The sequence below is a fragment of the Atlantibacter subterraneus genome, from assembly GCF_007570865.1.
Taxonomy (GTDB): Bacteria; Pseudomonadota; Gammaproteobacteria; order Enterobacterales; family Enterobacteriaceae; genus Atlantibacter; species Atlantibacter subterraneus.
In genome coordinates this window covers 640,737-655,057 of the sequence record NZ_VLPS01000001.1, presented here as the reverse complement: position 1 = coordinate 655,057, position 14,321 = coordinate 640,737, and the positions used below count along the sequence as shown (strand labels likewise).

General features: G+C 62.9%; 9 protein-coding genes. 3 read left to right on the top strand and 6 right to left on the bottom strand.

From position 1 onward, the window contains the following. The first annotated feature begins 84 nt into the window (after positions 1 to 84). Together narX and narL are read left to right on the top strand one after the other, a co-directional pair. Positions 85 to 1,881 carry a nitrate/nitrite two-component system sensor histidine kinase NarX gene (narX, locus tag FND52_RS03150; RefSeq protein ID WP_144129285.1) on the top strand — a complete coding sequence of 599 codons (1,797 nt, stop codon included), beginning with the start codon at positions 85 to 87 and terminating at the stop codon, positions 1,879 to 1,881. Continuing rightward, entirely contained in the window at positions 1,874 to 2,524 is a 651-nt protein-coding gene (narL, locus tag FND52_RS03145; RefSeq protein ID WP_125295406.1) for a two-component system response regulator NarL, read from the top strand. The genes narX and narL overlap by 8 nt, the downstream gene beginning before the upstream one ends. On the opposite strand, the gene FND52_RS03140 is transcribed toward narL, so the two are convergent. After that, positions 2,525 to 3,928 (bottom strand): YchO/YchP family invasin, encoded by a 1,404-nt coding sequence (locus tag FND52_RS03140; protein ID WP_144129839.1) that lies wholly within the window; start codon positions 3,926 to 3,928, stop codon positions 2,525 to 2,527. Positions 3,929 to 4,082: 154 nt separating this feature from the next. Here FND52_RS03140 and FND52_RS03135 point away from each other — a divergent pair, with 154 nt between their 5' ends. Further along, positions 4,083 to 4,634 (top strand): YbhB/YbcL family Raf kinase inhibitor-like protein, encoded by a 552-nt coding sequence (locus FND52_RS03135; protein WP_144129283.1) that lies wholly within the window; start codon positions 4,083 to 4,085, stop codon positions 4,632 to 4,634. Here the strand turns inward: FND52_RS03135 and FND52_RS03130 are convergent. The 5 genes from FND52_RS03130 to FND52_RS03110 are packed head-to-tail and all read right to left on the bottom strand — an operon-like array spanning position 4,611 to position 14,231. Beyond that, positions 4,611 to 7,211 (bottom strand): nitrate reductase, encoded by a 2,601-nt coding sequence (locus FND52_RS03130; protein WP_144129281.1) that lies wholly within the window; start codon positions 7,209 to 7,211, stop codon positions 4,611 to 4,613. The two genes, FND52_RS03135 and FND52_RS03130, sit on opposite strands and share 24 nt — an antisense overlap. Continuing rightward, positions 7,208 to 11,275: a nitrite reductase large subunit NirB gene (nirB, locus tag FND52_RS03125; protein WP_144129279.1), complete on the bottom strand. Its 4,068-nt coding sequence runs from the start codon at positions 11,273 to 11,275 to the stop codon at positions 7,208 to 7,210. Before nirB ends, FND52_RS03130 begins: the two co-directional genes overlap by 4 nt. 10 nt (positions 11,276 to 11,285) lie before the next feature. Next, a complete protein-coding gene (locus FND52_RS03120; protein WP_144129277.1) occupies positions 11,286 to 12,074 on the bottom strand; it encodes an ABC transporter ATP-binding protein in 789 nt (262 codons plus the stop codon). A gap of 10 nt (positions 12,075 to 12,084) precedes the next feature. Then, on the bottom strand, positions 12,085 to 12,972 hold the full coding sequence (ntrB, locus tag FND52_RS03115; protein ID WP_144129275.1) for a nitrate ABC transporter permease: 888 nt from the start codon (positions 12,970 to 12,972) through the stop codon (positions 12,085 to 12,087). Beyond that, positions 12,969 to 14,231, bottom strand: a complete 1,263-nt coding sequence (locus FND52_RS03110) for a CmpA/NrtA family ABC transporter substrate-binding protein (protein ID WP_144129273.1) — start codon at positions 14,229 to 14,231, stop codon at positions 12,969 to 12,971. The genes ntrB and FND52_RS03110 overlap by 4 nt, the downstream gene beginning before the upstream one ends. Positions 14,232 to 14,321 lie beyond the last annotated feature (90 nt).

Sequence of the window (14,321 nt, the reverse complement as noted above, 5' to 3'; positions counted from 1 at the left end):
ATGGGTATACTCCATACTATGTTTGAGAATAACGGCTTACTTACCATGCCCCACTGTGTGCGACCCGTCAGGAAACTGAACGCCATGATAAAACGCCTCTGCGCCCCGCTTACCCTCGCCAACCAGCTTGCGCTGGTGGTACTGATGCTTGCCCTGTTGGGATTAGCGGGCATGGCGGTATCGGCGTGGTTGATTCAGGGCATCCAGGGCAGCGCGCACGCCATCAACAAGGCAGGGTCGCTGCGTATGCAGAGCTATCGCCTGCTGGCGGCGGTGCCGCTGAAAAGCAATGACAACGCCCTCATACGGGAAATTGAACAGACTGCCTGGGACCCGGAGCTGCGCCATATCGCCCAGCGCGACGGTGAAGTTCAGCGGCTTGACGCCCTGCACGACTACTGGCGCAACCAGCTGGAACCGGCACTGCTGGAGGCTAACACCACTGACGAGGTAAAACCCGCCGTGGCGCAGTTCGTCAGCCAGATAGACGCACTGGTCAGCGGCTTTGACCACACCACTGAACAGCGCATCAGCCGGGTGATTGTGGTGCACTGGACCATGGCGATCCTCACCACCCTGCTACTGCTGCTGGCGGTGATCTGGCTGCGCAAGCGGCTGCTGCGCCCGTGGCGGCAGCTGATGGTAATGGCGACCGCCATTGGCCAGCGCAACTTTTCCCATCGCGTGGCGGCCAGCGGGCGCGATGAAATGGCGACCCTGGGACGCGCGCTGAACAGCATGAGTGACGAACTGGCGGAAAGCTACGCCGGGCTGGAAGCGCGGGTCAAAGAGAAAACCGCCGGGCTGGAGTACAAAAACCAGATCCTCACCTTCTTATGGGACGCGGGCCGTCGGATGCACAGCCCGCTGCCGCTGTGCGAGCGCTTAGCCCCGGTGCTGGCGCGCCTGCAACAGCTTACCCCGCTGCGCGACATCGAATTGCGCATCTACGAAACCGGCGATGACGACAACTATCAGGAGTTCGCCTGGCAGCCGGACCCGCGCTGCGATGAAAAGGGCTGCACCCTGTGCCCGCGCGAACGTCTGAAAGGGGAAGTCAGCGACGCCACCCTGCAATGGCGGCTGGCGGACGGCCTGACCCGCTACGGCCTGCTGCTGGCGCGGCTGCCGGAAAAATCGGCGCTGAATCAGGATCAGCAGCACCTGATCGATACCCTGGTGGAACAGATCACCTCGTCGCTGGCGCTGGAGCGTCAGCAGGATCGCCAGCAGCAGCTGATCGTGATGGAAGAGCGCGCCGCTATCGCCCGGGAACTGCATGACTCCATCGCCCAGTCCCTGTCGTGTATGAAAATGCAGGTTAGCTGCCTGCAAATGCAGGGCGACAGCCTGCCGGAGCAGAGCCAGTCGCTACTGGCGCAAATCCGCAACGAGCTGAACAGCTCCTGGCGGCAGCTGCGCGAACTGCTCACCACCTTCCGCCTGCAACTGACCGAGCCGGGCCTGCGCCCGGCGCTGGAAGGCAGCTGCCAGGAATTCAGCGCCCGGCTGGGCTTCCCGGTGGCGCTGAACTATCATCTACCGCCGCGCCTGGTCCCGGCGCATCAGGCCATTCACCTGGTGCAAATCGCCCGTGAAGCGTTGAGCAACGCGCTAAAGCACGCGGGCGCGAGCGAAATTAGCGTTACCGCCACCCTGAACGATAATCAGGTCAGGCTGGTGATTGCCGATAACGGCTGCGGCGTGCCGGAACACGCCGAACGTACCAACCACTATGGTTTAATTATTATGCGTGACCGTGCGCAAAGCCTGCGCGGTGACTGTCAGGTTCGGCGGCGGGAAACCGGAGGCACCGAAGTGGTGGTGACCTTTATCCCCGACACGCCCCAATTATCTGCCCGAGGAGAAGTCCATGAGTAATCAGGAACCGGCAACGATTCTGTTAATTGACGATCATCCGATGCTGCGTACCGGCGTAAAACAGCTGATCAGCATGGCGACGGACATCACCGTCGTCGGCGAGGCCGGGAGCGGCGAACAGGGTATCGAAATGGCGGAATCTCTCGACCCCGATCTGATTCTGCTGGATCTCAATATGCCCGGTATGAACGGCCTGGAAACCCTCGACCGCCTGCGTGAAAAAGCGCTTTCTGGCCGGGTAGTGGTGTTTAGCGTTTCCAACCATGAAGAAGACGTGGTCACCGCGCTCAAGCGCGGCGCGGACGGCTATCTGCTCAAAGATATGGAGCCGGAAGAGCTGCTGAAAGCGCTGCATCAGGCGGCGGCTGGTGAGATGGTATTAAGCGAGGCCTTAACGCCGGTGCTGGCCGCCAGCCTGCGCGCCAACCGCGCTACCTCGGATCGCGACGTCACTCAACTGACCCCGCGCGAGCGCGATATCCTCAAGCATATCGCCCAGGGCCTGCCGAATAAAATGATCGCCCGCCGTCTCGACATCACCGAAAGCACCGTGAAAGTGCATGTGAAGCACCTGCTGAAGAAAATGAAGCTGAAATCCCGCGTCGAAGCGGCGGTGTGGGTGCATCAGGAACGTATTTTCTGATTACTCGTCTGGCAGCAGCGGATACGTGCGGCTGTCGTCGTTGAGCTCTACCGGCGGCGAGAGTTGCAGAGTAATCAGATTTGAAGTGACGCGCTGCCCCTTGTTGTCCTCCACGATGACCGACAGCTGCCAGCGGTTCGCGGCGTCGGGCTGGCTGTTCCAGCCAGGCAGAATAATGGTCCAGCCGTCGGTGCTGTTTTCACTGGGCGGTGCGGTCAGGCTCAGTGCCTGAGTGTCGCCCTGCCAGGTTAGCTGTTTGATGCCATGCACGCTGCGCACCTGAAGTTTTAACGCCACGGTTTCGCCAGGGCTGACGGTCCAGGGTGGCGTCGCCAGATACACCGACAGGGTTTTACGCTGGCGGTATTCCACCACCGGCAGATTATTGCGCACCGCGCCGTCGTAGCGGCTGCCGCGCAGCGAGGTGGCGTTGGCGACTTCGCTGGCGGAAAGCTGTTTGCTGAGCGGCACGCCGAAGCGGTAATTGAGCTTCAGGCCAAGGTTATTCTGGCTCACCCCGCTCTCTCCCTGCTTGTGCTGGGCGTCGATGGTCACCAGCGGCACTGGCGTGTAGCTCACCCCGACATTCACCGCCAGCGGATCGTGATAGCCGGTGCCGTTATCAAACAGATCCACCCGTTCGCCAAAGTAGCGTTCAAAACTGACGCGGGTATTGATGTGCCGGTAAAACGGCAATCGCGCCTGAGCGGTGAGATCGTAACCCTGGGCGAAGCGCTGGGCCTGTACCGCACTGCTGTCGCGCCAGCTGCCGAGCGGCTGATAGTAATTGGCGGAAAAGCGCAGATTCTCGCCCCAGGCTTCCGCGCCCAGGCTGGCGCGCTGCAAATGGTCATCGAAGCGGGTGTCGTAGAAAGTGTTATAGCCCAGCAGCCAGTCGCCGGTGCGCCAGCGCTGGCCCAGGCCCGCGTTGCCGGTCAGCCCTTCGCTCTGTTGAGTTAATCCCAGCTGGCTCCAGGTCAGACCGGCGTCGCGGTCGATAAGCGGCGTGAACAGCGAACCGCGCGTGCCGGTAAACTCCCCTTCATCATTGACCTGCAAATCCACTTCAGCCTGGCCCCAGGGCGAGAGCAGCGACTGCGCCTCGCGCGCTACCCGTTCGTTAACCGCTTCCCGGAACTGATCGAAAGCATAGGCGCGCGCCTGCTCGCTGATCCCCAGCCCGTTATCGGTCTGGCTGGCCTCGCCAAAGGATTTCGCCAGCTCGGCGAGATGTTTCTCGCTGCTGTTGCCGGTGGGCGTCATGCCGAGATCCGGCAGATGATCCTGATGGTTATCGAAGGGATTGACAGCTTGCCGGGTATCGCGGCCCTGAACGGCCTGCGCGCCTCCGGTAACCAGGAGGCTGAAAAGCAGAGGGGTGAAGAGTGATTTATACAACGCCATCGGGTAATGATAGCCGGGCTTTACGCCTGGCTGAACCACGAATCGGCTAACCCTGGCGTTTTTTGCCGCAGCGGGCTGCATTTCCAGATTATCCTCAAACGCTTTCCCCTGGCCTGCGCTACGCTTAATGCATCTTCCCGTGTGAGATCCCCCGATGAAAAAGTCACTGTTTTCAGCGCTCTGTTTGCTGTCAGGGCTGGCGATGCCCGTCGCTTATGCCGACAGTCTGTTTATCCTTCAGTCGCCGGATTTCGCCGATAACGCGATGCTGCAAAAGAAATTCGCCGGTAATGCCAAAGACAACCCTAACTGCACCGGTGAAAACGCCTCTCCGGCGCTGGTCTGGAGCCACGCGCCCACCGGCACCAAAAGCTACGCGCTGATCATGCATGACCCCGAAGGCGCCAAAGGCCTCGGCGTCACCCATCTGGTGGCCTACAACATTCCCTCTTCCACCACCGGCTTTGCCGCCAACGCGCTGGTGAAAGAAGAAGGCTTTACCGGCGGGAAAAACAGCCCTGGCACCACCACCTGGTACGGCCCCTGCCCGCCGCCCGGCACCGGAGCGCACCATTACACCTTTACCCTGATCGCCACCGATCTGGACCCCAATCTGAAAGCGGGCATGAGCAAAGAGGAATTGCTGGCCGCGCTGAAAGGCCATGCGCTGGCGGCCACCGGCTTAGTGGGCCGCTTTGGTCAGTGACGACGCGATCAGCGCCCGCAGTTCCGGCACGCATGAACCGCACTGGGTACCGCAGCCTAACTGCTTGCCGAGCGCGGCGGGCGTATCGCACCCTGCCGCGATAGCCGCGCAAATCGCGGTTTCGCTCACCCCCATACAGCTGCATACCGTGCGCCCGCGCGGCGGTTGCTGCGCCCCGCCGCCCGCCAGCAGCTGATGCCGCTGATCCGGGTCGGTGACCGGTGCGTCAAAGCTGGCGACAATGGTTTGCTCGTCCAGCATCGTTTCATGACGGCTAAGATACAGCGCCAGCTGTAGCGTCGCGCCCTGCCAGGCCAGCAGATGAACGAAGCTGTCGCTCCGGGCATATTGCAACTGCCAGCCTTCGCGCCCGGCGAGGATTTCAATCCAGCCAGTGTCCAGGGTGCTCGCCGCCAGTTTCCAGCTCGCGGCCTGCCGCCACCACATTATCGATCGAGGGAGTTCCAGCGCGCGTCGGCTAAACAGCGATCCCCGCCACGGCGCGTTGACCCGCTGAAGGCGCACCGCCGTCTGCTTGCTTTCCGGCTGCCCGGAGTGCGGATCGACCACCGACGCCACCAGCGCGTTGACCCGGCTCTGGCTGGCGAAGTGATTATTCCAGTGCATCGGCATAAACAGCTCGCCGGAGCGCTGTTCGACGCTGATACGGGCATAGCCCAGCGCCCAGCCGCGCGGCGAAGTGAGCCGCACCAGCGACTGTTCGCCAATGCCCAGGTGCGACGCATCGTCGGGGTGGATCAGCACCCAGGGCAGCGGCTGGTGCTGCATCAGGCGCGGCACCATACCGGTGCGGGTCATGGTGTGCCACTGGTCGCGTATCCGCCCGGTGTTGAGCAATAGCGGATAGTGCGCGGTGGTTTGCGCCTGGGCGTTTTGCGGTTCCACCGCAATCAGCTGTAATCGCCCCGAGGGATGCCAGCCCTGCCCCGTTTCCAGTAATCGTGCGGTGCCGCGCGGTGCATCGGCGGTCACCGGCCACTGGATCGGCGCTAAGTTGTCCCACTGTTCGATACTCAGCGACGCCAGCCCGCTGATATCAAACGCCCGGCCGCCGTGGTTTTCAAAGCCCGACAGCCGGGCGTGTTCGCTGAATACCTCTGCGGGATGCTGCCAGCTAAATGCCTCGCCGAACCCGAGGCGCTGCGCCAGCTGGGCGACGATCCACCAGTCCGGACGCGTCTCGCCCGGCGCGGGCATAAACGCCCGCTGGCGTGAAATCCGCCGCTCCGAGTTAGTAACGGTACCGTTTTTCTCGCCCCACGCCTGGGCGGGAAAACGGATATCGGCAAACGCCAGGGTATCGCTGTGCGTGGAGACCTCAGAGACGATCACCAGCGGGCAGTGGCGCAGCGCCTCGCGCACCCGGTCGCTGTCGGGTAGCGATACCGCCGGGTTGGTGCCCATGATCCACACCGCTTTGACTTCGCCGCGATAAATCGCCTCAAACAGCTCCACCGCCATCAGCCCCGGCGTTTCAGCGATGCGCTCGCTGCCCCAGAAGCGCCCCAGCCGGGCGATATCCTGCGGATTAAACCCCATATGGCAGGCCAGCTGGTTTGCCAGCCCGCCCACTTCGCGCCCGCCCATGGCATTTGGCTGCCCGGTCAGCGAAAAGGGGCCACAGCCTTCACGGCCAAACTTCCCGCTCGCCAGGTGGACGTTAATGATCGCGTTGCATTTGTCGCTGCCGCTGGACGACTGGTTAATGCCCATGGTGTAAAGCGTCACGGCGCGATCGGCGCTAATGAACCAGTGGTAAAAGCGCGCCAGATCATCACGCGGCAGATCGCAAAACGCCGCGCAGCGATCCAGCGGCCATGCCGCCGCCGCGTCCAGCGCCCGCTGTTGTCCGTCGAAGGTATCCGGCGGGATCTGCTGCGCCAGCAGGTTCAGTAGCCCGTTAAACAGCCCGGCGTCGGTGCCGGGCTTCAGCGCCAGATGCAGGTCGGCGATATCACAGGTGGCGGTGTGGCGCGGGTCGATCACCACCACTTTCATAGCTGGACGCTGCGCTTTGGCCGCCGCCAGCCGCTGATACAGCACCGGATGCGCCCAGGCGGCGTTTGATCCCACCAGCACCACCAGATCGCTGGTTTCGATGTCCTGATAGTTGCCCGGCACCGCGTCCGCGCCGAGCGCGCGCTTGTAGCCCACCACCGCCGACGACATGCACAGCCGGGAGTTGGTATCGATATTGGCGCTGCCGATAAAGCCTTTCATCAGCTTATTGGCGGCGTAATAGTCCTCGGTCAGCAGCTGGCCCGAGGCGTAAAACGCCACCGCCTGCGGGCCATGTTGGTGGATGATTTCCGCCAGCTGTTCGGCGGCGGCATCCAGCGCGCGATCCCACGAGGCGATTTGCCCGTCGACTTCCGGAGCCAGCAGCCGCTCGGCTAAACCCAGCGTTTCGCCGAGCGCCGCGCCCTTTACGCACAGTCGCCCCAAATTGGCGGGATGATCCGCATCCCCCGCCACGCTGACGCTGCCGTTCGGGTTTTGGGTCACCACCACGCCGCAGCCGACCCCGCAGTATGGGCAGGTGGTTTTAACGGTCATGACGCCTCCGCACGCAGGATCAGCGCCTGGCTACTGACCCACACTTTATCGGCTTCGATTTTCACCGGCCAGGCGCGCACCGCCTGCTGGCTGCTACCCTGAAAACAGCCGTCGCGCAGGCGAATTTTCTGTTTGTAGAGCGGGGAAATCACCACCGGCTCCCCGGCCACATCGCCCAGCAGGCCGCGCGACAGCACGTTGGCGTCGCTGTCCGGCTCGCGGTTATCCAGCGCGTAGACCGTCTCGTTAAAGCGGAATAGCGCAATCTGTAGCGTACCCAGCCGCGCGCCAATGCCCGCATCCGCCGGGATCTCGTCGAGGCGGCACACCTCCTGCCACAGGCGCGACGTCGGCGCGGCCTCCTGCTGCTGCGGCACGCTCACCCGCTGCGGCTGATCGCGCAGCATCTGGCGCTGCACCGCTTCGTCCGGCATCTCGCTGTTGACGTAGCTTTTGAACAGCGCCAGCCGGTCCGGGCTGTTGAGGGTGGTTTGCCATTCGCACTGGTAGCTTTCAATTACCTGGGCCATTTCGCGCTCCAGCTCGTCGCAGATGCCGAGGCTGTCGTGCAAAATCACCTCCTGAAGATAGGCCAGCCCGCCCTCCAGGTTATCCATCCAGGTGCTGGTGCGCTGGAGCCGGTCGGCGGTGCGGATATAGAACATCAGGAAGCGATCTACGGTGCGCAGCAGTGTGGCGCTATCCAGATCGCTGGCAAACAGATCGGCATGGCGCGGTTTCATACCGCCGTTGCCGCACACGTACAGGTTCCAGCCCTTTTCGGTGGCGATCACGCCGACGTCTTTACCCTGGGCTTCGGCGCATTCCCGGGTGCAGCCGGACACCGCCATCTTGATTTTGTGCGGCGCGCGCAGCCCCTTGTAGCGGTGCTCCAGCTCGACCGCCAGCCCGGTGGAATCCTGCACGCCGTAGCGGCACCAGGTGGAGCCGACGCAGGATTTCACGGTGCGCAGGGATTTACCGTAGGCGTGGCCGGTTTCAAACCCGGCGTCCACCAGCTCGCGCCAGATCGGCGGCAACTGCTCCAGCCGCGCGCCAAACAGGTCGATACGCTGGCCACCGGTGACTTTGCTGTAAAGGTTATAGCGTTTGGCGATCTCGCCGATGGCGATCAGCCCGTCCGGCGTCACTTCCCCGGCGGGCATCCGCGGCACAATCGAATAGGTGCCGTCTTTCTGGATATTGGCGAAGTAGCGGTCGTTGGTGTCCTGCAACGGTAAATGACCGGGCTTGAGCAAATATTCATTCCAGCACGACGCCAGCACCGATCCCACCAGCGGCTTGCAGATTTCACAGCCGTGGCCGCGCCCGTAGCGGCTAATCAACTGGTTGAAGCTGCGGATATGGTTGACGCGCACCAGGTGATAGATCTCCTGGCGCGAGTACGCGAAGTGCTCGCAGATGTCTTTTTTGACCTCCACGCCCTGCTGTTCCAGCTGATAATCCAGTACCTGTTTCACCAGCGCGCTACAGCCGCCGCAGCCGGTAGCGGCTTTGGTGCAGGTTTTCAGGGCGTCGAGGCTGGTTGCGCCCTCGCTGACCGCCTGGCAGATTTGAGCTTTGCTGACGTTATGACAGGAACAGATTTGCGCGCTGTCGGGCAGCGCCGCCACGCCGAGCCCCTTCACGGCGTTGGGCGAACTGGCGGGCAGGATCAGGGTTTCCGGCTGGGCGGGCAGCGCCATGTCGTTGAGCATTATCTGCAACAGCGTGGCGTAATCGCTGCTGTCGCCCACCAGCACGCCGCCGAGCAGGCGTTTGTTATCCGCGCTGACCACGATTTTCTTGTAGGTTTGCGCCGGGCCGTTGGTCCACTGATAGCTCTGCGCGCCGGGCGTCGCGCCGTGGGCATCGCCGAACGACGCCACGTCCACGCCCAGCAGCTTGAGTTTAGTGCTCATATCCGCGCCGCTGAACAGCGCGTTTTCGCCGTTAAGATTTGCCGCCACCACTCGCGCCATCTGATAGCCAGGGGCAACCAGCCCGAAGATTTTGCCCTGCCACAGGGCGCATTCGCCGATGGCGCTGATGCGCGGATCGCTGGTCAGGCAGCGGTCGTCAATCACGATACCGCCGCGCTCGCCCAGCTCAAGGCCGGCCTGACGCGCCAGCGCATCCTGTGGGCGAATACCGGCGGAAAACACCACCAGATCGGTTTCCAGGCTCTGCTCATCGGCAAAATGCAGCGCCAGGCCAGTTTCCGTGGCGCGGATCTCCCTGGTGGATTTGCTGGTATGAACGCTGACGCCGAGGGCGCTGATTTTCTCGCGCAGCATCGCCGCGCCGGAAGAATCGAGCTGCACCGCCATCAGATTGGGCGCGAACTCCACCACATGGGTTTCCAGCCCGAGCTGTTTCAGCGCGTTAGCGGCTTCGAGGCCCAGCAGCCCGCCGCCGATCACCATGCCGCGCGTGGCGGTTTTCGCCCGCTCGCGGATGGCGTCCAGGTCATCCAGGGTGCGGTAGACAAAGCAGCCCGGCTGCTGATGCCCCGGCACCGGCGGCACAAACGGCCAGGAGCCGGTGGCCAACACCAGCCGGTCCCAGCAGGTTTCCCGGCCTTCGGCATCGCGCACCAGCTGACGTTCACGGTCGATATCGACAATTTTACAGCCGGTACGCAATTCGATACCGCTGGCGGCAAAGAAATCGTCCTGCACCATAGAAAGCGATTCGGCGCTGCGTCCGGCGAAATACTCCGACAGATGCACCCGGTCGTAAGCGGCGTGGCGCTCTTCGCCAAACACGATGATGTGGTACTGCTGATGCAGCCCGGCGTTGACGCACTGCTCAAGGAAATGGTGGCCCACCATGCCGTGGCCGATAACCACTAACGTTGCTTTGCTCATTTCATCGCTTCCTGCAGCCAGCGGCTGCGGTTGGTCAATATCGAAAAGCAGCCCGGCGTGGGGATCAACCGGCTGCTGGAACTGGTTCATCAGGCGCGGTGCCGCGTCGGTATCGCCCATCAGCAGCAGCGCCGAGAGTTTGCCGTCGCGCAGCAGCAAGCGGCGGTAATGGCCGCTAAGCGGGTCAAAACTGGTGAGGGTCTGGCAGGTGGCCGTGGGGTTGATGTCGCCCGCGCTGAACAGATCGATGCCGGTGACTTTTAAGCGCGTGCCGCGCGGCTGATAGTGAAAATCACCCTGCGGCTGGCCCGCCAGCCGGGCCGCCAGCACGTCCGCCTGGGCCAGGCAAGGGGCCACTAATCCCCACAGCGCGCCGTTAAATTCGCAGCATTCGCCGATGGCGCTGATGCCCGGCAGCGCGGTTCGCAGTTGACCATCCACCAGAATGCCCCGGTTGCAGGGCACGCCCGCTGCGCTGGCAAGCTGGCTATTGGGCTTGACGCCGGTGGCGATAATCACGCGCGAGGCCGGGAGCGCATCGCCGTTACTGAGCGTAACGTGATGTTCGCCGATCTCGGTCAGCGTCTGGCCGAGCACGCAGCGGATACCGCGCGCCTCCAGCCGTTCCGCCAGCAGACGCGCCGCCTGTTCATCCAGCTGCTGTTCCATCAGCCGCGCGGCCAGATGTACCAGCGTCACCGGAATACCGCGCTGAGCCAGCGCCGCAGCGGCTTCCACGCCCAGCAGCCCACCGCCGAGCACCACCGCCGGGCCGTGATGGTGCAAAATCGCCTCCACATCCTTTTGGGTGCGAAACGCGTGGACGTGCGGCTGCTGATGGCCGTTAATCGGCGGGATAAACGGCACCGAGCCGGTGGCGAATACCAGCTCATCCCAGCGCAGCTGCTGGCGTTGGGTGGTGACGGTGCGTTGCTCAACGTTCACCGCCACCACCGGTTCATTGCTCAGCACGGTGACGCCGTGAGCCTGATACCACGCCAGCGGGTGCAGGGTGGTATCGGCTGCGCTTTTCTCGCCGCCGAGCACCGGCGACAGCAGGATGCGGTTATAGGCCACCCCCGGCTCGTCGCCGATCAGCGTAATGGTGTAGCGCGTCGGGGCCAGTTGCAGCAGTTGCTCCACCAGCCGGACCGCCGCCATGCCGTTACCGACAATCACCAGTTGCGTCGTCATCGGGCACTCCTCACGCCGCTTTGGGCTGCTTTTCATACAGAAAATGGAGGATTTGCTGGCGCAGATGGTGATAGTGCGGATCGTCCGCCAACTGCACCCGGTTGCGCGTTCGTGACAACGTCACATCAAGGATTTCCCCTACCGTAGCCGCCGGACCGTTGGTCATCATCAGTACCCGATCGCACAGCAGCACCGCTTCGTCGACGTCATGAGTGATCAGCACGATGGTGGTATTCAACGCCTGCTGGATGCGCATCACCGCATCCTGAAGGTGCGCGCGGGTTAAGGCATCGAGCGCGCCGAACGGCTCATCCATCAGCAGCACTTTCGGCTTCATCGCCAGCGCCCGGGCAATTCCGATGCGCTGCTTCATGCCGCCGGAAATCTCGCCGGGGCGCTTGTCGCGGGCGTGGCCCATCTGCACCTGTTCGAGGTTGTGCATGATCCACTCGCTGCGCTCGGCGCGGCTCAGGGTGCGGGCAAAAATGTGGTCCACCGCCAGCGCCACGTTCTGGTAGCAGGTCAGCCACGGCAGCAGGGAATGGTTCTGGAACACCACCGCGCGTTCTGGGCCGGGCCCGGCGATTTCACGGTTATCGCACAGCAGGCCGCCTTCGCTCGGCAGCGTGATGCCCGCGATCAGATTCAGCAGCGTGGATTTGCCGCAGCCGGAGTGGCCGATCAGCCCGACGGTTTCCCCGGCGGCGATATCAAAAGTGACGTTTTGCAGCGCCAGGAAATCGCCGCCCTGGGTGGCGAAACGCTGGCTGACGTTCTGGACCTGAATAATCGGTTTCATGGTGCGCTCCTTATTTTTCCTGCCAGCTAAAACGACGCGCCAGCAACAGCAGCGCCTGCTCAAGCATCAGCCCCACCACGCCGATAATGACGATGGCGATAATGATGTTTTCAACGTTGAGGTTGTTCCACTCATTCCAGATCCAGAAGCCGATGCCCAGGCCGCCGGTGAGCATTTCGGCGGCGACGATCACCAGCCAGGCGATGCCGATGGACAGCCGCACCCCGGTCAAAATTGCCGGCAATACCGCCGGGAACAGGATCCGGCGCATCACCGTCCATTCGGAGAGTTGCAGCACCCGCGCCACGTTGAGGTAGTCGTCCGGGATGCGGCGCACCCCGTCAGCGGTGTTAATGACCATCGGCCAGATCGAGCAGATAAAAATGGTCCAGCTTGAGGCCGGTTCGGCGCGCTGAAACAGCAGTAAGCCGATGGGCAGCCAGGCCAGCGGGCTGACCGGGCGCAGCAGCGCAATCAGCGGGCCAAACATCCGGGCGAAGAACACAAAGCGGCCCGTCAAAAAGCCGAGCGGAATGCCCACCAGCGCCGCCAGCCCGAAGCCGATGCCGACGCGCTGTAACGACGCCAGCACGTTCCAGCCGATCCCCTGGTCGTTTGGTCCTTCGCGGTAGAACGGGTCGGCGAACAGGGTCAGGGCAGAATCCAGGGTGCTGAGCGGGCCGGGAAAGCCTTTACTGTTAACCGACACCAGCTGCCAGGCCACCAGTGCCAGCCCTAAACCTAATAGCCCCGGCAGCAGGTGCTGCACCACACTGTTAGCGGTAGCGCGCAGGGCCGGATGGCGCTTGCGCACCTGTACCGGCGGCAGCGCGATAACCTCCGCGCTAATCACTTCTGATGTGACAACGTCACGCTGCGTGACAGTTTGCTGTTTCATGCTTTTCTCCCCTGATGCGAGATATCGAAGCTGGCGGCGTAGGACGCCGGGTCCGCGCCGTTCCAGATTTTGCCGTCGAGCAGACGGCTGCTGCGCATGGCGTCTTTCGGCAGGCTGACGCCGGTTGCGCTGGCGGCCTGCTGGTAGATATCGGTGCGGTTGATGCGTTGGGCGATGGCCTGATAATCCGGCTGCTGTTTCAGCAAGCCCCAACGGCGGAACTGGGTGAGGAACCAGATGCCGTCAGACAGCCACGGATAGCTCACTTCGCCGTCGCGGAAGAACTGCATGCCGTGGCGGTCCTGCCAGCGGCGGCCTGCGCCGTTGTCGTAGTCGCCGAGCATCCGCCCCGTGAGGTACTGCTCTTTGGTATTCAGGTAAGCGCGTTTCGCCAGTACCCGGGCGGTCTCCCGGCGGTTGTCATCGCTGGCGTCGATCCAGCGGGCCGCGTCCAGCGTGGCGGAGACCAGCGCCCGCGCGGTGTTCGGGTTCTGCTCTACCCAGTCGTGACGGCAGCCGAGCACTTTTTCCGGATGATCCGGCCAGATATCCTGGGTGGTCGCGGCGGTAAAGCCGATGCGGTCGTTGATCGCCCTGGCGTTCCAGGGTTCGCCGACGCAAAAGCCCACCATGTTGCCGATGCGCATGTTCATGACCATCTGCGGCGGCGGCACCACGACGGTGCGCACATCGGTAAACGGGTTGATGCCTTCGGAGGCCAGCCAGTAGTAGAGCCACATGGCGTGGGTGCCGGTCGGAAAGGTGTGGGCGAAGGTATAGCTGCCCGGCGCGGACTGGCGCAGGTAGCCAGGCAGATCGCCCAGCGAGCGAACGCCTTTGTCCAGCAGATCGGTGGAGAGCGTGATCGCCTGGCCGTTGTTGTTGAGGGTCATCAGGCTCGCCATCGCCTGTTTTTTCCCGGCAATACCCAGCTCCAGCCCGTACACCATGCCGTACAGGATGTGCGCGGCATCCAGCTCGCCGTACACCAGTTTGTCGCGCACCGCCGCCCAGCTGGCCTCTTTACTGAGGTTGAGTTTGATGCCATAGCGGGCGTCGAAGCCTTTTACCGATGCCATCACCAGCGGCGCGCAGTCGGTTAATGGGATAAACCCAACGTTAACCTGCTGGCGCTCCGGCTGATCAGAGCCTGCCGCCCAGACGCTGCTCGCCAGCCCCGGCATCATCAACATACCGCCCAGTGCGGCTCCCGTCTGAATAAAGCGGCGGCGGGAAAGCCCTCGTTGTGTTTCGCTCATGGCTGCTCCAATAAAAAAAGGCGTCCAACAATGCGTGAACATTGCAGGACGCCTTTATCCTTCATCGCCGGGAAGCCGCCGTTGGCTTCT

Bases quoted from the DNA above. Each gene is read 5' to 3' on its own strand.
- narX (WP_144129285.1), top strand. From the start codon at position 85: ATGATAAAACGCCTCTGCGCCCCGCTTACCCTCGCCAACCAGCTTGCG.
- narL (WP_125295406.1), top strand. From the start codon at position 1,874: ATGAGTAATCAGGAACCGGCAACGATTCTGTTAATTGACGATCATCCG.
- FND52_RS03140 (WP_144129839.1), bottom strand. From the start codon at position 3,928: ATGGCGTTGTATAAATCACTCTTCACCCCTCTGCTTTTCAGCCTCCTG.
- FND52_RS03135 (WP_144129283.1), top strand. From the start codon at position 4,083: ATGAAAAAGTCACTGTTTTCAGCGCTCTGTTTGCTGTCAGGGCTGGCG.
- FND52_RS03130 (WP_144129281.1), bottom strand. From the start codon at position 7,211: ATGACCGTTAAAACCACCTGCCCATACTGCGGGGTCGGCTGCGGCGTG.
- nirB (WP_144129279.1), bottom strand. From the start codon at position 11,275: ATGACGACGCAACTGGTGATTGTCGGTAACGGCATGGCGGCGGTCCGG.
- FND52_RS03120 (WP_144129277.1), bottom strand. From the start codon at position 12,074: ATGAAACCGATTATTCAGGTCCAGAACGTCAGCCAGCGTTTCGCCACC.
- ntrB (WP_144129275.1), bottom strand. From the start codon at position 12,972: ATGAAACAGCAAACTGTCACGCAGCGTGACGTTGTCACATCAGAAGTG.
- FND52_RS03110 (WP_144129273.1), bottom strand. From the start codon at position 14,231: ATGAGCGAAACACAACGAGGGCTTTCCCGCCGCCGCTTTATTCAGACG.